The organism is Streptomyces sp. NPDC006602 (assembly GCF_042870385.1).
In the GTDB taxonomy this organism is placed as follows: Bacteria; Actinomycetota; Actinomycetes; order Streptomycetales; family Streptomycetaceae; genus Streptomyces.
Map to the genome: position 1 here is coordinate 697,292 of NZ_JBIAHG010000003.1, position 15,313 is coordinate 712,604.

The following is a 15,313-nucleotide window of genomic DNA, read 5'->3' on the forward strand; positions in this document are numbered from 1 at the left end:
CCGGACCGGGGGCTATCGCCCCCAGCCCCCAGCCCCCGTCTCCTACGACTTCCCGGCTACAGCTTCTCGACCGGCGCGTACCGCAGCAGCAGCCGCTTCGGGTTGGTGTCCCCGAAGTCGATCGTCGCCTCGGCGTTGCCGCCCGTGCCCTTCACGGCCACGACCGTGCCGAGCCCGAACTGGTCGTGCGTCACCCGGTCCCCGACCGTCAGGGCCACGACCGGCTTCTCCGAGGTCCGGCGCGTGGCGAAGCCGGACGCGCCCGAGGCCGACGAGCGTGAGCGGGACGACGACAGTGAGGCGGCCACGCCGGACGCCGGACCCGAGGGCATCGGCCCGGTGGCACCGGTGCGCTTCCAGTCGACGTGCTGCGCCGGAATCTCCTCCAGGAACCGCGAGGGCGGGTTGTACGACGGCTGCCCCCACGCGCTGCGCATCGACGACCGGGTCAGATACAGCCGTTCCCGCGCGCGCGTGATGCCGACGTACGCCAGGCGCCGCTCCTCCTCCAGCTCCTTGGCCTGGCCGAGGGCGCGCATGTGCGGGAAGACGCCGTCCTCCATGCCGCTCAGGAAGACCACCGGGAACTCGAGGCCCTTGGCGGTGTGCAGGGTCATCAGGGTGATGACTCCGGAGCCGTCCTCGTCCTCGTCGGGGATCTGGTCGGAGTCGGCGACCAGGGCCACCCGCTCCAGGAAGTCGGAGAGCGAGCCGGACGTCTCGCCCTCCCCCGTCTCCTGCTCGAACTCCAGGGCCACGGCGGCGAGTTCCTGGAGGTTCTCGATCCGGGTCTCGTCCTGCGGGTCGGTGGATGCCTGCAACTCGGCGAGGTAGCCGGTGCGTTCGAGCACCGCTTCCAGGACGGTAGCCGGGCCCGCGCCGGACTCGACGATGGTACGGAGGTCCTCCATCAGCGTGTTGAACCGCTTCACGGCGTTCGTGGAGCGCGCGGCCATGCCGTACGCCTCGTCGACGCGCTTGAGCGCCTGCGGGAAGCTGATCTTCTCGCGCTGGGACAGGGCGTCGATCATCGCCTCAGCGCGGTCGCCGATGCCGCGCTTGGGGACGTTCAGGATCCGGCGCAGCGGCACCGAGTCCTCCGGGTTGGCCAGCACCCGCAGGTAGGCCAGGACGTCCCGGACCTCCTTGCGCTCGTAGAAGCGGACGCCGCCGACGACCTTGTAGGGCAGGCCGACGCGGATGAAGACCTCTTCGAAGACACGGGACTGGGCGTTCGTGCGGTAGAAGACGGCGACGTCTCCCGCCTTCGCCTCGCCCGCGTCGGTGAGGCGGTCTATCTCGTCGGCGACGAACTGCGCCTCGTCGTGCTCGGTGTCGGCGACATAGCCGGTGATGCGCGCGCCCGCGCCCGCGTTGGTCCACAGGTTCTTGGGGCGGCGGGACTCGTTGCGCTCGATGACGGCGTTGGCGACGGTGAGGATCGTCTGCGTGGAGCGGTAGTTCTGCTCCAGGAGGATCGTCGTCGCGTCCGGGTAGTCCTCCTCGAACTGGAGGATGTTGCGGATGGTCGCGCCGCGGAAGGCGTAGATCGACTGGTCGGCGTCGCCCACGACGCACAGTTCGGCGGGCTGCAGGTCGTACTCGCTGGGTGGTACGTCCACCGGGTGCTCGGCGGTGCCGACGAGTTCCCTGACCAGGGCGTACTGGGCGTGGTTGGTGTCCTGGTACTCGTCCACGAGGACGTGCCGGAAGCGGCGGCGGTAGTGCTCGGCCACGTCCGGGAACGCGCGCAGGAGGTTGACGGTCGTCATGATCAGGTCGTCGAAGTCGAGGGCGTTTGCCTCGCGCAGTCGCGACTGGTACATGGCGTAGGCCTGCGCGAGGGTCTTCTCGAAGCCGTCGGTGGCCTGGGCGGCGAAGTCCTCCTCGTCGATCAGCTCGTTCTTCAGGTTCGAGATCTTGGCGCTGAAGGACTTCGGCGGGAAGCGCTTGGGGTCGAGGTCCAGGTCGCGGCAGACCAGGGCCATCAGGCGCTTGCTGTCGGCCGCGTCGTAGATCGAGAACGAGGAGGTGAAGCCGAGCTTCTTCGACTCCCGGCGCAGAATTCGCACGCACGCGCTGTGGAACGTCATCACCCACATGGCGTTCGCTCGCGGGCCGACGAGCTGCTCGACGCGCTCCTTCATCTCGCCCGCGGCCTTGTTGGTGAAGGTGATCGCGAGGATCTGGCCCGGATGCACGTTCCGCTCGCCCAGCAGGTACGCGATCCGGTGGGTGAGCACGCGGGTCTTGCCGGAGCCGGCGCCGGCCACGATGAGCAGCGGGGTGCCGTGGTGCACGACCGCGGCACGCTGGTTCTCGTTCAGCCCGTCCAGGAGCGCGGCCGGGTCCACCACCGGACGGGGGGCGCCGTCGCGGTAGTACCCTCCCCCACTCTCGGCTCCGCTCGAGCGGGGGGACCCCCATCGGTCCGGCGGCGCGTCGAACTTCCCGCCGAACAGATCGTCCGGAACCGGCTCCGGTACGTGATCGTCGTCGGGCGGCGGTGGTTCTTCCTCGTGGGCCCGAGGGGCCTGGAGGTTCGCCAGGAAGCTGTCATCAAAGAGGCTGCTCATCGCTCTCCGAGTCTAGGACGCCCCACTGACACCCCGCCGCCGCCCCAAGAACTTCGCCTGTTCCGATGGTTCAGAAGGCTCAGAAGGCTCAGAAGGCGAGGATCTTCCAGAGCTGGCCGCCCGGCGTCTTCCTGCCCTCCAGGACCGTGCCGTCACGGTCGGCGATCGACCAGGCCGAGACGTAGACCTTGCCGTCGTACGGGTCGACGGCCACGCCCGCCGGGACGGCACCTTCACGCTCGTACGTTTGCCGTGCGAGACCTTCGTCACCTGGCCGGCGAAGAGCTGGCTGACGTACAGGTCGCCCTTGTCGTTGAGGGCCAGGCCACCGATGGAGCCGAAGCCGGACTTCCAGCCGAGGATCTTGCCGGTCCAGGGGGCGACCGTCCACACGCGCGTGAGGTGAGGCCGACGCACGTCTCGCCCTCGGATCCCTCCCCGATGCACTTCTTGCCGCCCTGGCCGACCTCGGCGACGTACAGCTGGCCGTCGTCGTAGGAGAGCTGTCGCGGGTTGTCGAGGCCGGTCGCGATCACCCGGACGACGGGTTTGCCCGAGGTCTGCCCCCCGTCGGCACTGGCGGGTGCGATGCCCGCGGTGGCGGCGAGTGCTGCTCCTGTCGCGATTCCCGTGGCGACGAGTGTCCTGCGCTTCCTCATGGCCGTGCCTCTCTCACCCAGTCACGGCACCGGACCGCGCCGGGGTGGAAGCTAGCGCCCCGAAGCGGGCGGACGTCGCCACTCCAGCGAAAATACGCCCAAGTCGTGGCAGATCACTCCGGATCGACCACAAGAAGCCACGCCCTGACCCAAGGTCACGAAAATGTATCGGGCATATCGAACATCAACCTTCACAGGGGCCACACCTGTTGGCTACCGTGCCGGGCAGGCCGTACGACACCCACCGGCGAACGTCGCCGGGCCGCACGGCCTCCGCCGAGTCCGACGCGCCGCCGTGCGCCCGGAGCCGGGGACCCACCGACCTTGGGGTGAATCGGCTCGCACTCCCTTCGAGGGAAGGGCCGTAGGGCAAACCTTCCTAACCACCCGCCCGAACCCGACAGCTAACTCGGTAGGCGGAACGTGGAAGGAGTCGCCTCCCTTGGCGTCGCACCGCAAGTCGCGTCCTTCGGGTACGCGCGTAGCAGGCATCCGGACCCCTGCCCTGGCCACGGCCGCCCTCACCTCCGTGGCCCTCCTGTCCCAGACGGCCAATGCCGCCCCGTCGACCGACGACAAACCGAGCCTTGAAGAAGTCGAGAAGAAAGTCGACGACCTGTACCGGCAGGCCGAGTCGGCCACCGACAAGTACAACGCGGCCCAGGAAAACACCGTCAAGCAGCGCAAGCGCGTCGACACCCTCCTGGACGACGTCGCCCAGCGCACCCAGAGGCTCAACGAGGCGCGGGAGGAACTTGGTTCCTTCGCCGCCGCCCAGTACCGGACCGGCGCGTCCGCCCCCGACACGGCGACCTTCCTGCTCGCGGACTCCCCGCAGGACTACTTCGACCAGTCCCAGCTGATGGGCCGGCTGACCAATCGTCAGAAGGGCGCGGTCGACGACTACGTCACCGAGCAGTCCGCGACGATGGCGAAGCGCCAGGAGGCCACCCAGAGCCTTCAGAAGCTCACCGAGTCGCAGAGCGACCTGAAGACCTCCAAGGCCACCGTCCAGAAGAAGCTGGCCGACGCCCGCGCGCTGCTGTCGCAGCTGACCGCCGAGGAAAAGGCCCGGCTCGCGGCGATCGAGCAGAAGAAACAGCAGGAGGCCGCGGCCAAGGCGGCCGAGCTGGCGCGGCAGCAGGCGGCGGAGCAGAAGGCCCAGGAGGAGGCGGCGGCTCAGCAGGAGGCGAGCAGCGGCACCTCAGGCTCTTCCTCCTCCACCGCCACCGACTCGTCCACCACGGACTCCTCGTACGCCACCAAGGCCGAGAAGGCCCTCGCCTTCGCCCGCGCCCAGATCGGCAAGCCGTACGTCTGGGGCGCCACCGGCCCCGAGTCCTACGACTGCTCCGGCCTCACCCAGGCCGCCTGGAAGGCCGCCGGCGTCGACATCCCGCGCGTCACCTACGACCAGGTCAACGCCGGCACCACGGTCTCCCTCTCCGCCGCCCAGCCCGGCGACCTGGTCTTCTTCTACGACGACATCAGCCACGTCGGCCTCTACATCGGCAACGGCATGATGATCCACGCCCCGAAGCCGGGCGCGTACGTCCGCGAGGAGTCCATCTACTACGACGGCGAGTCGTCGATCTACAGCGTCGTGCGGCCGGCCTGACACGACGCTCGGAGGCGGTGCCGGCGGCCTACGTCGCCGGCACGTCCGAGATCAGTCCGCGATCAGGTCCGCGATCACGTCCACAGCACCGCGATGAAGATGTTCGCCGTGGTCAGCGCGCCGACCAGCCCGAACAGCCGCTTGTCCACCGCCTCCTCGTCCCGCTGGACGTAGACGAGACCAAGGATCACGATCAGCAGGGCCAGCTTCACGCCGATCTTGATGTTGTTGACGGACTGGTCGTCGGCCTGGTTGAGGCCGACCAGGATCACGCCGGTGACCAGCATCGTCAGCGCGCCGTGCAGCATCGCCGGGACGAAGCGGGCGGTGCCCTGGCCCATCGCCTTCATCTGGTTGAGGAAGCCGCCGAGCAGCGAGGCGATGCCGACGATGTGCAGGCCGACGAAGAGATGGATGAGTACGTCCATGAGGCCGGAGCCTAATCACGGCCTCATGCGCCACCCGACACCGCCCCTTCCCAAGGGCACCTCTCGCCCGCCTCCCGGGCTGACCGAATCTTGCACATATGCGCCCCATAGCACCCAACCGCCCTCGCGGGTACGGATTCGGCACATCGGTCATCGCTCTGCGTGAAGTAGACGGGGCCGATCGCGGATCACGGTCACATACGGTCACCCGTCGGTCAGCTGGGAGAACTTCCGCACATCGCGTTACCCCACCGTCACGGTCGGGTTTAGCGTCCTCCATCAGGTGACCGGCTCCCCACCGCCGCCCGGGCCAGGGGCGGCAGTCGGCCACCACCGCCGAGAAGGTCCGGCGGCGGTCCGCTTTCCCCTGTGCTGGTCGCCGCCGGACGCGTGACCGCCCCAGGGCGCCCTTACGTCCGCTCCGCTTGGCGTTCGTACGGACAAGGCGGTCACAAGGCGGTCGTACGAAAGGACGTGCAGTCCACGTGGCAGCGCACCGCAAGCCCCGGCAACGCTCGGTCAGCGGCACCAAGGCCCGTACGGCGGCGACCATAGCCCTCGCCGGCGCGGCGACCGCGACCGGCTTCGACGGGACCGGACACGCCGAGCCCCAGCTCACGCCGGCGCAGGTCAAGGCGAAGGTGGACAAGCTGTACCAGGAGGCGGAGGTCGCCACCGAGAAGTACAACGGCGCGAAGGAGAAGGCGGAGGCGGCCGAGACCCGGCTGGCGACCCTGCAGGACCAGGCGGCGCGCCAGACGGAGAACCTCAACTCGGCCCGGGACGCGCTGGGGACGATGGCCGCCGCGCAGTACCGCGACGGCGGCCTCGACCCCGCCCTGCAGCTGGCACTCTCCGCCGACCCCGACCAGTACCTGGACGGCGCCGAGTTCGCCGAACGGGCCGGCAGCCGCCAGGCCTCGTCCGTGGCACGCGTCCGCGAACAACTGCGGGAGATCGAGCAGCTGCGCGGCGCCGCCCACATCGAGCTCGCCTCCCTGCAGTCCCGCCAGGCGGAGCTGAAACGCCACAAGATGGCGATCAACAGCAAGCTGGACGCGGCCCGCCAACTGCTGTCCCAGCTGCCCACGGAGGAGCGCGCACAACTGGGCGAGGACGGAGCCGATCGCGCCTCCCGCTCGTCGACGACCGCCCGGGACGGCCTCGCGGCCCCCGGATCAGCCACCGCCCAGGCGCCCAACTCCCGCGCCGCGGCCGCCGTCTCGTACGCCTACGCCAAGCTCGGCAGCCCCTACGTGTGGGGCGCGACCGGCCCGGACGCCTTCGACTGCTCGGGCCTCGTCCAGGCCGCCTACCGCTCCGCCGGCATCTCCCTCCCCCGCACGACCTACGCCCAGATCGACACGGGCCGACGCGTCTCCCGTTCCGAACTCCTCCCGGGTGACCTGGTGTTCTTCTACTCCGCGATCAGCCACGTCGGCATCTACGTCGGCAACGGGCAGATGATCCACGCCCCGAACCCGTCGGCACCGGTCCGGCTGGCTCCAATCAGCGAGATGCCGTTCGCGGGGGCGACGCGGGTCGTGTGAGCGGACCAGGACACCGCACGCGAACCCCGCTCTCTCAGCCTATGGACCGGACTCGCGCGACGATCCGCACGCCAGTGAGGCAGAGGTGTGGAAGACCCAGCGGGTACCTGTGTCGCCCTGTTCCGGCTGGAAGGCTCGTACCGCTGCGCGGTGATCGCCTCGGCAGAAACGGCCGCAGCCGCTCCCGCTCGGCATCCGTCAGATCCCCTCGCCCCATGTCCACACCAACGCCCCGGACACCGAGTAGCCACATGATCGACCAAATAAATCCCAGGGCCTGTCCAGGTCCTGCTTTGCCATGCTTGTCGCCGGTTCGGGGTTCGGGCGCCGAGTGATGTTGGCGAAGAGTTCGGGGCATCGCTGTTGACCTCAGACGTGTATGTGTACGCAACAATGAGGGAGGACGGTATGGAGCCATTGGAACTCCGCCGCGCAGTTGAGGCAGGACGGGCGACAGCTTCGGAGCTGGGCCTTCAGGTCAACGATGTGGTCGTCATCCACAACTCGGACCGCGTCGCGCTGCGCCTGGTCCCTTGCGGTGTTCTGGCTCGGGTCGCACCTTCAGGGCATCTGGCTGATTCCGCGTTCGAAGTAGAGGTTGCTCAGCATCTCGCCGACGTCGACGCTCCGGTGGCTGAGCTCGACCCTCGGGTCGGATCCCGGGTCTATGTGCGTGATGCCTTCGCCATCTCGCTCTGGACCTACTACGAACCTGCGGGATCGGAGATGGCGCCGGCCGACTACGCAGACGTGCTCCTGCGGCACCATGCCGCCCTGCGCCAGATCGATCTGGACGCACCGCATTTCACCGATCGAGTCGCCGTGGCACTGAGAGAGGTGAACGACCGGGAACAGTCCCCCGAGCTGTCCGATTCTGACCGGGAGCTCCTCAGCGACACACTCAGTGGTGTGAGCGCCGCGATCAGCATCGACAGAGCCGACGACCAGCTGTTGCACGGCGAGCCGCATCCGGGCAACCTCCTGAACACGAGAAGAGGGCCGCTTTTCGTAGACCTCGCCACGTGCTGCCGTGGACCGATCGAGTTCGACCTCGCCCATGCGCCCGAAGAAGTGGCAAGGCACTATGCGGGGGCTGACCACGACCTGATTCACCGGTGCCGCGCCCTGAACTGGGCGATGTTCTCCGCCTGGCGCTGGCGCCGAGACGACCAGATGCCTGACCGGGACCACTGGAGAGTGCAGGGGCTCAACCAGGTTCGCGCTGCACTCGATCGTTGCTGACTGGGCTGAACTCGAGACAGAGGGGCTGCCGGACCGGTCCCGATCCGCTGCGCCGTGTGCGGCGTCCCGACGCGGTGCAGCGGTCGAACTCCGCCGGCTTGAGAGGACATCTCATCCCCTCGCCCCATGCCCCGCAGCAACAAGCCGGACACGGACCAGGCACATGATCAGCCGGACAAGTCCTAGACGAGCCGCCGCGCCGTGGCCCACCGAGTCAGCTCATGACGGTTCGACAGCTGAAGCTTCCGCAGCACCGCCGAGACATGGGACTCGACCGTCTTCACGGAGATGAAGAGCTGCTTGGCGATCTCCTTGTACGCGTACCCCCGCGCGATCAGCCGGAGTACCTCGCGCTCCCGCTGGGTGAGGCGGTCGAGGTCCTCGTCGACGGGAGGCGCATCCGTGGAGGCGAAGGCGTCGAGGACGAAACCGGCGAGCCTCGGGGAGAAGACCGCGTCGCCTTCCTGGACCCGGAAGATGGAGTTGATCAGGTCGGCGCCTGTGATCGTCTTGGTGACGTAGCCTCGCGCTCCGCCGCGGATCACGCCGATCACGTCCTCCGCCGCGTCCGACACGGACAGGGCGAGGAAGCGGACGGGCTGCTGGGCGTCGGACATCAACGGGGCGCAGCGGCGCAGGACTTCGACGCCGCCGCCGCCCGGAAGGTGGACGTCGAGGAGGACCACCTCGGGCCGGGTCGCGGTGATGACAGTGACCGCCTGGTCGACGTCGGCCGCCTCGCCGACGACCTCCACGCCGGTCTGCTCGGTCTGGCCGATCTCGGCCTGCACGCCCGTACGGAACATGCGGTGGTCGTCGACGAGGACCACGCGCACATGGCGCCCGCTCTCGCCGCCTGAGGCATTCGCCGTCTCCGGCGCTCCCGCCGTGCCGGTTCCCTCGGTGGGGTCGCTCATGACGTCTTCTCCGCCCTCTCCATCTCCAGCTCGACCTCCGTGCCGCCGTCCGGCACCGCGCGCAGCCGCGCCGTGCCGCCGTTGCGCTCCATGCGGCCGATGATCGATTCTCTGACGCCCATGCGGTCGGCGGGTATCGAGTCGAGGTCGAAGCCGGGGCCGCGGTCCCGGACGGACACGAAGACCGTCTTTCCCTCGACTTCGGCGTAGACCTGGACTGCGCCGCCCTCGCCACCGTACTTGGCGGCGTTCACCATCGCTTCGCGTGCGGCCTGCATCTGTGGCCCGATTCTCTCGTCGAGGGGGCAGTCGCCGACGACGACCACCTCTATGGGGACGCCGTGCTTGTCCTCGACCTCCGCGGCGTTGCGCCGCACCGCGTCGGCGAGGGTGGTGGGCTCGTCGGCCTCGTCCTTGCCGGTGCCCTCGGGCTTGTACAGCCAGGTGCGCAGGTCGCGCTCCTGGGCGCGGGCGAGGCGGCGCACCTCCGCCGGGCTCTCCGCATTGCGCTGAATCAGGGTGAGGGTGTGCAGCACCGAGTCGTGGACATGAGCGGCGACCTCGGCGCGCTCCTGGGCGCGGATGCGCATCAGGCGCTCCTCGGAGAGGTCCTGGGTCATTCGCACGAGGTAGGGACCGGCCAGGAGCGTTATACCGACGAGGACCGCGAGGGCCGCCTGCAGGACCGAGCCGAGGTGGGCGGCGGAGCCCTGCAGGACGAAGATGCCGGAGACACCGGCGGTGACCAGCAGCACGCCGGCCACGGCCCGCAGCAGGGTGAGTGTGCGCCTGCGGCGACCGGCCTCGACCCAGCGGGCCCGGCGGGCGTTGTCCGCCTGGCGCCAGACGAGGGCGACGCCCGCGCCGACGAGGACGACCGGCCAGAGGTAGGCCTTGGCGCCGTTGCCGAGGTTCACATTGCCGACGAAGACCATGGCCACGACGACCATGAGGAGCAAGGCCACGATCTGGCCCTTGTCGGGCCTGCGCGTGACGAGTCTGCGGCGGCCGTCCGACGAGGTCTCGGTGGCGACCAGGGACGGGGACCGCTGGCCGCCCACGCCGCCGACGCCGAGGGGCACGAAGAACCAGAACGCGGCATACAGCAGGGCGCCGAGGCCGTCCGCCAGGAACAGGCCGACGAAGACGAGCCGCACCCAGATCACGGGCAGGCCGAGATGTCCGGCGAGCCCCCGCGCCACGCCACCGAGCCAGCGTCCGTCACTGCTGCGGTAGAGCTTGCGCGGCGGCCGCGGTTCGACGACTGGCGCTGCTGCGGCTTCCGGCATGCCATCGATGTTCACACGGCCGGAGGGCCCGGGCATCAGGGTTGTTCCCCGAGACTCCCCTGATCTTCGACGGGCGGGACCGTCGAACGCTTCCCCGGCGCCGGCTCAGGGCAGATATCAGGGTCCGGCCAGGGTCATTCCGACTGCCGCGGCGGCGGTGCGGCAGTCACCATGGAGCCATGACAGATCACGACCACGCCGCGACGGGTCCGGGACCCGGCTCCGGCCCGCGCCCCCGACCGGGTGCCGGGCCGCAGGATGCCGCGCCCGCCGCGGATGCCGCACCCGCCGCGGGGGCGGAGCCGCACGCGGACGCCCCGGCAGGCCCCGGCGCGGCCTCGCGTGCGCACGTGCGGGCGGGCGCGGAGGGGGAGGGGGAGGGCGAGACGGCCGCGGCGGAAGCGGGCGCGGTCCAGCTGCCCCACAAGTTCCGGCGCGACCGGCGGCACAAGATGCTCGCCGGGGTGTGTGCCGGGCTGGGGCGGCAGTGCGACATGGATCCGGTGATCTTCCGGATCACCCTCGCGGTGCTGTCCGCGACCGGCGGTATCGGCCTCATCTTCTACGGCTTCGCGTGGCTCTTCGTCCCGTACGAGGACGAGGAAGAGAACGAGGTGCGCAAGCTGCTGACGGGCCGCGTGGACGGCCAGGCGCTGACGGCCGTGCTGTTCGCGCTGGTCGGCTGCGGTGTGTTCCTGACGCTGTTGAACAACGGCGGGGTGCTGGCCTTCGCCGTCGTCCTCTCCCTGCTCCTGGCGGGCGCCGGGTACTGGTCGCGGCATCGCGGCGCCCCCGACACCGACGCCCTGGCCGCCCAGGCCGTCGCCGACGCCCCGCCGGAGGCCCAGGCACCGCCGGTGCCCGCCGCATACCTGTCCTGGTGGCGCGACCCCATCGTCAAGGACGGCACGCATGTCGGCGGCACCGGTTATCTGTGGGGCCCGATGGACTCCCGGGACCGCGACATCTCAGCGGCCGTCAACATCGGCCTGGGCACCCCTTGGCGCTACCGCGAGCACATACGCACCCCGTACACCCCGCCGCCCGCACCCCGCGGCCCTCGCTGGATCGGCGGCTGGGTGTTCCTGCTCGCGCTGCTCGCGGGCGGGCTCGGTACCCGCCTGACGTGGGAGGACCACACCCTTGGTACCAGCCTGCAGACCGGCCTGGCCTGCGCGCTCATCATCCTCGGCGTCGGCGTGGCGGTCAGCGCGTTCCTGGGGCGCACGGGGGCGGGATCGATCTTCCTGGCGATCGTCACGGCGGGCCTGCTCGCCGGGGCGGCCGCCCTGCCCTCGGACATCAGCACGCACTGGGAGCGCACGAACTGGCGGCCCGCCACGGTGGCGGACGTCCAGCAGGACTACGACCTGGGCACCGGCGTCGGCACCCTGGACCTGAGCCGACTGGACGTGGCGAAAGGGCAGACGGTGGCCACTCAGGCCGACGTGGGCATGGGCCGGCTGCTGATCATCGTGCCCGCGGACGTGACCGTGCAGCTGAGCATCGACGTGGGGGTGGGCGACATCCAGTTGCCGGGCGACGACGAGAAGGACGTGGACGTGGCACCGGGCAAGCACAAGGAGGTCACCCTGACACCGACGGCCGGCGGCACCGGCACGCTGGACCTCGATCTCAGGGTCGGCATCGGACAGGCGGAGGTGAGCCGTGCTGCGTCATGAGCTCCAGCCGGGGAAGCTGGTCGCCGGGTTCTTCCTGATCCTCGCGGGCGTCATCTACGCCGGTGACGCGGGCGGCGCCTGGGAGACTCCGTGGTTCGTGATCATCCCCGTCGTCGTCGGCGGCCTCTGCCTGGCGGGCGCGGTCGGAGTCCTGACCCGGTCCATACGCAGGCGCCGCGCGGTGGCTCGTACGAACCCCGCCGGGCCGCAGCCGGTGGAGTCGCGCTGACGGGGGCGGCGCGGCAAGCGCACCGAACCGCCCCGCCGACAACAGCACCCGTCCCGCGCCGCCGGAGCTACCGGTAGTCCCCGAAGTGCCGTCGGCGTCGCCGTGCCCGTAGGGCCGCGTCCAGGGAGAGGACGGGGGCGCCGGCGAGGACGAGGGGGATCCAGGCCATCAGGTAGATGAGGTCGTTGCCGTAGTAGTACGGCTCGGTGGCCCAGCTCACCGTCAGCCACAGGCTCAGCGAGATCAGTGCGCCGCCGAGCGCGGCCAGGCGGGTCAGGAGTCCGATGAGGACGCCGATACCGACGGCGAGTTCACCGAAGGCGATGGCGTAGCCGAAGCTGACGGGGTTCTTCAGGGACAGGTCGACCAGGTCCGGGATGGCGGAGGAGTCGCGCACCGTGCGCATCAGGTCGCCGATCGAGCCGGAGCCGGAGTCCTTCATGAAGGCGCTGTCGGTCAGTTTGTCCAGGCCGGCGTAGATGAAGGTGACGCCGAGGAAGACGCGGAGCGGAAGGAGGGCGTAGCGGGTGGCGGTGTCGCGCCAGTCCGGGCCGCCGTTCACATAGGGGGAGTGCGTGTCCGTACGAATGCCGTGAGTCATAGCTGCTAGCCGCCTCTCGCCCGCCGTGCCGTGACCCCTCAGGTGACGATACGTACGACAGGGATGCCCCGCTCAATCCCGCCGCGGCCAGTTGCGCCCCTGTCCCGACCAGTTTCTCCGACTTGGCCGGCTTCGGCCATGCCCCGACACCGAAAGGACCATGGATGGCAGACCCGCACGGATCAGTCCGTGACGTCGATCGCGTACCGGTTCGTCTCGACGCCCGCCGCCGTCACCACCTGCACCTCCACCCGGCCGGGCTCCACGTCGGCCGGGACCGGCACGGTCAGTACGGCATCCGTGGGGTTGCTGAAGCCGCCCGTCACCGGGACGAGGGGAACGTGCACGTTGACCGGGCCGATGCGTACGACCATCCGGGACAGCCGGTCCGCGCCCTGCGCCCCCGCCGGCACGAAACCGGCGCCGCGGATCTCGATGTCGTCGCCGGTGCGGATCGGCCCGTCCAGGTCACCGGCCTCCCGGGCGCGCACGACGGAGAGGATCACCGGTCGCCCGCCCTCGGCGTACTTCCCGGCGAGGTAGGTCGCGGCGGACACCAGTACCACCACCGCGAGACCCCAGGGCAGGTCCGGCAGCTGGCCGGGGCGCCGGGCCAGCCGTACGGCGGCGAACAGGAGGGCGACGGTGCTGATGACGACGTACTGGATGTCGGCGAAGGTGCCCCGGCCCGCGTCGTCCGTGAGCAGGTCGGCCGCCCTCGGCCGGTCGGCCCGTACCTTCTGCAGCCGCTGCCCCAGCACCCGCAGCCCGACCACCCGCCGTACCAGGACGGCGATCCCGCACACCACGGCGAGGACGGTCACCACGCCCGCGGCCCGGGCGAGTTCGAACCCGGAGATCAGCGCGTCGCGCTCCGCGTGCTCGGACGCCGCGGCGAGGCGGCCCACCAGCACGAGCACGGCGTAGGCGACGAACAGCACCCAGCCGACCGCGACCGCCCGGGACGTGGACAGGCGGTTGTCCTCGCCGATCAGCGGCGCCAGCGCGCCGCCGCGCGCCCGGTGGAACCACGAGGCCGCCGTCAGCGCGGCGGCCACCGCCACGGCGGCGAGCAGTCCTGCCGTGCGGGCGGATGTCCAGCCCGCGCCGATGGCCGTGAGCGACTGCACCAGGAGGAGCAGGACGACCAGCGCCCACACCGCGCCCGCCGTACGGCGCCACAGCCGCGCCAGCCACGCCTCGCTCTCGGCACGGCCGCGTTCGGCGACGAGGTCCGCGGACTGGGTCAGTTCCTCCGAGACCCACTGGCGGGAGGCGGAGGCGGAGTGGGCCACCGCCGCCGGCAGCCCCTGCCCGGCCGCGAACTCGTCCCGTTTCAGGAGGAATTCGGCCACCGCCCTACGGTGTCCCGCACGCGCCCCGTGCGGACAGTCCCCGCAGGTGCAGCCACCTCCGTGCGCGCTCCCGTGCGCACCCGAGTCCGCGCCCTGTCTCGCCTCCTGCACCGCCACGCCCGACGCCTGCCTTCCCCGCTTTTTTGTGCCTCACAACTCACGTGCGATGACAGCGAATTGTGCCCTACGGAACACGCCCTGTGGCGGGCAGGTCCGGTCAGGGCGGTGGAAGGTCGGTTCGCCGTGTTGACCCGGCTGCGAGAATTTCCCCATGGCCGAGATCATCCAGCGCGACGGGACCTGGGCCTTCGACGGGAGCACGGTCAGGATCACGCCGGGACTCCACCGCTCCGTGCCGCTGTTCCGGCAGACGTACGGCGAGATCGCCGTGCCCCTGGAGGCCATCTCGGGCGTCGCCTTCGAGCCCGAACGCAAGCGCGGCCGGCTGCGTATGCGGCTGCGCGAGGGCGCCGACCCGCTCCTGCACGCGACCGGGGGCCGCCTGCCCGACCCCGCCGATCCGTACCGGCTGCTGGTGGAGGTGGACCGGGCGGGAGTCGCCGAGTACGTGGCCGAGGAGATCCGCCGCTCCCTGCTCCTGGACCAGATCCCCACGGAGCCGACCAAGGCCTACCTCCTGCCCGGCCCGCCGGTCCCGGTCTCGGTCCGCACCTCCGACGGCACGGCCTCCTTCGACGGCACCCAGGTCCGGATCGACTGGGCCGACACCTCGGACCGGGTCAAACGGGCGACCGGCCCCCGCATCATCGACCTTGGTGATCTCGTCCAGGTCGAGTGGCTGCCCAATTCCGGTTACGAGGACGGTTTCCTGCGCTTCGTGACCCGGGAGACCACGTTCTCCAAACTGCCGCCCGAGAAGGACCCGTATGCCCTGGACCTGTGGGGCAGCGCCCGCCGCGACCTGCTCACGGCCCTCGTCGCCACCGCGGTCACGGCCCGGCTGCCGCACCCCTCCACCCGCGCAGCCGTGGAGAACGGCGAGCAGACCGCCCGGCGCCCGCTGACGGCGGCCGTACCGCCGCAGGCCGACCGTCATGACGTACTCCTGCGGCAGCTGCGTGAGTTGGGCGAACTGCATCGGGACGGGGTGCTCACGGACGAGGAGTTCGCGATGACGAAGGCCGCGGTGCTCCGAGGATTCTGAAG

At 70.3% G+C, this 15,313-nt stretch carries 13 protein-coding genes and 1 riboswitch; of the genes, 6 read left to right on the forward strand and 7 right to left on the reverse strand.

The features are described from left to right. Positions 1-56 precede the first annotated feature (56 nt). Positions 57-2,576 (reverse strand): DNA helicase PcrA, encoded by a 2,520-nt coding sequence (gene pcrA, locus ACFYO2_RS11950; protein WP_388347402.1) that lies wholly within the window; start codon positions 2,574-2,576, stop codon positions 57-59. 88 nt (positions 2,577-2,664) lie between these two features. Continuing rightward, complete coding sequence (locus ACFYO2_RS11955; protein ID WP_388347404.1) at positions 2,665-2,790, reverse strand: hypothetical protein; 126 nt, start codon at positions 2,788-2,790, stop codon at positions 2,665-2,667. 709 nt (positions 2,791-3,499) lie between these two features. Next, a riboswitch (cyclic di-AMP (ydaO/yuaA leader) is annotated at positions 3,500-3,670 on the forward strand. Between the two features lie 7 nt (positions 3,671-3,677). On the opposite strand from ACFYO2_RS11955, the gene ACFYO2_RS11960 reads away from it, so the two are divergent. Beyond that, a complete protein-coding gene (locus tag ACFYO2_RS11960; protein WP_388347406.1) occupies positions 3,678-4,853 on the forward strand; it encodes an NlpC/P60 family protein in 1,176 nt (391 codons plus the stop codon). A 74-nt stretch (positions 4,854-4,927) separates the two neighbouring features. Here ACFYO2_RS11960 and ACFYO2_RS11965 read toward each other — a convergent pair whose 3' ends face one another. Continuing rightward, complete coding sequence (locus tag ACFYO2_RS11965; protein ID WP_388347408.1) at positions 4,928-5,281, reverse strand: hypothetical protein; 354 nt, start codon at positions 5,279-5,281, stop codon at positions 4,928-4,930. A gap of 485 nt (positions 5,282-5,766) precedes the next feature. On the opposite strand from ACFYO2_RS11965, the gene ACFYO2_RS11970 reads away from it, so the two are divergent. Both ACFYO2_RS11970 and ACFYO2_RS11975 read left to right on the forward strand, forming a co-directional pair. After that, complete coding sequence (locus ACFYO2_RS11970) at positions 5,767-6,831, forward strand: NlpC/P60 family protein (protein ID WP_388347410.1); 1,065 nt, start codon at positions 5,767-5,769, stop codon at positions 6,829-6,831. Positions 6,832-7,239: 408 nt separating this feature from the next. Further along, the gene (locus tag ACFYO2_RS11975; RefSeq protein WP_388347412.1) at positions 7,240-8,073 is read left to right on the forward strand and encodes a phosphotransferase; all 834 of its coding nucleotides are present in this window, start codon (positions 7,240-7,242) and stop codon (positions 8,071-8,073) included. 182 nt (positions 8,074-8,255) lie between these two features. Here the strand turns inward: ACFYO2_RS11975 and ACFYO2_RS11980 are convergent, their stop codons facing one another. Together ACFYO2_RS11980 and ACFYO2_RS11985 are read right to left on the reverse strand one after the other, a co-directional pair. Next, the gene (locus ACFYO2_RS11980) at positions 8,256-8,990 is read right to left on the reverse strand and encodes a LuxR C-terminal-related transcriptional regulator (RefSeq protein WP_388347414.1); all 735 of its coding nucleotides are present in this window, start codon (positions 8,988-8,990) and stop codon (positions 8,256-8,258) included. Then, entirely contained in the window at positions 8,987-10,279 is a 1,293-nt protein-coding gene (locus tag ACFYO2_RS11985; protein ID WP_388347416.1) for a PspC domain-containing protein, read from the reverse strand. Before ACFYO2_RS11985 ends, ACFYO2_RS11980 begins: the two co-directional genes overlap by 4 nt. Positions 10,280-10,458: 179 nt before the next feature. On the opposite strand from ACFYO2_RS11985, the gene ACFYO2_RS11990 reads away from it, so the two are divergent. Beyond that, positions 10,459-11,961: a PspC domain-containing protein gene (locus ACFYO2_RS11990; protein ID WP_388347418.1), complete on the forward strand. Its 1,503-nt coding sequence runs from the start codon at positions 10,459-10,461 to the stop codon at positions 11,959-11,961. Further along, positions 11,948-12,190: a hypothetical protein gene (locus ACFYO2_RS11995; RefSeq protein WP_388347420.1), complete on the forward strand. Its 243-nt coding sequence runs from the start codon at positions 11,948-11,950 to the stop codon at positions 12,188-12,190. Before ACFYO2_RS11990 ends, ACFYO2_RS11995 begins: the two co-directional genes overlap by 14 nt. Positions 12,191-12,257: 67 nt before the next feature. Here ACFYO2_RS11995 and ACFYO2_RS12000 read toward each other — a convergent pair whose 3' ends face one another. After that, entirely contained in the window at positions 12,258-12,791 is a 534-nt protein-coding gene (locus ACFYO2_RS12000; RefSeq protein ID WP_388347422.1) for a DoxX family protein, read from the reverse strand. A 182-nt stretch (positions 12,792-12,973) separates the two neighbouring features. After that, on the reverse strand, positions 12,974-14,263 hold the full coding sequence (locus ACFYO2_RS12005; protein WP_388347424.1) for a hypothetical protein: 1,290 nt from the start codon (positions 14,261-14,263) through the stop codon (positions 12,974-12,976). 154 nt (positions 14,264-14,417) lie between these two features. On the opposite strand from ACFYO2_RS12005, the gene ACFYO2_RS12010 reads away from it, so the two are divergent. After that, positions 14,418-15,311: a DUF4429 domain-containing protein gene (locus tag ACFYO2_RS12010; RefSeq protein WP_388347426.1), complete on the forward strand. Its 894-nt coding sequence runs from the start codon at positions 14,418-14,420 to the stop codon at positions 15,309-15,311. Positions 15,312-15,313: the final 2 nt, after the last annotated feature.

Excerpts from the sequence above, each read along its gene's own strand:
- pcrA (WP_388347402.1), bottom strand. The coding sequence starts at position 2,576 with ATGAGCAGCCTCTTTGATGACAGCTTCCTGGCGAACCTCCAGGCCCCT.
- ACFYO2_RS11965 (WP_388347408.1), bottom strand. The coding sequence starts at position 5,281 with ATGGACGTACTCATCCATCTCTTCGTCGGCCTGCACATCGTCGGCATC.
- ACFYO2_RS11975 (WP_388347412.1), top strand. The coding sequence starts at position 7,240 with ATGGAGCCATTGGAACTCCGCCGCGCAGTTGAGGCAGGACGGGCGACA.
- ACFYO2_RS11980 (WP_388347414.1), bottom strand. The coding sequence starts at position 8,990 with ATGAGCGACCCCACCGAGGGAACCGGCACGGCGGGAGCGCCGGAGACG.
- ACFYO2_RS11985 (WP_388347416.1), bottom strand. The coding sequence starts at position 10,279 with ATGCCGGAAGCCGCAGCAGCGCCAGTCGTCGAACCGCGGCCGCCGCGC.
- ACFYO2_RS11990 (WP_388347418.1), top strand. The coding sequence starts at position 10,459 with ATGACAGATCACGACCACGCCGCGACGGGTCCGGGACCCGGCTCCGGC.
- ACFYO2_RS12000 (WP_388347422.1), bottom strand. The coding sequence starts at position 12,791 with ATGACTCACGGCATTCGTACGGACACGCACTCCCCCTATGTGAACGGC.
- ACFYO2_RS12010 (WP_388347426.1), top strand. The coding sequence starts at position 14,418 with ATGGCCGAGATCATCCAGCGCGACGGGACCTGGGCCTTCGACGGGAGC.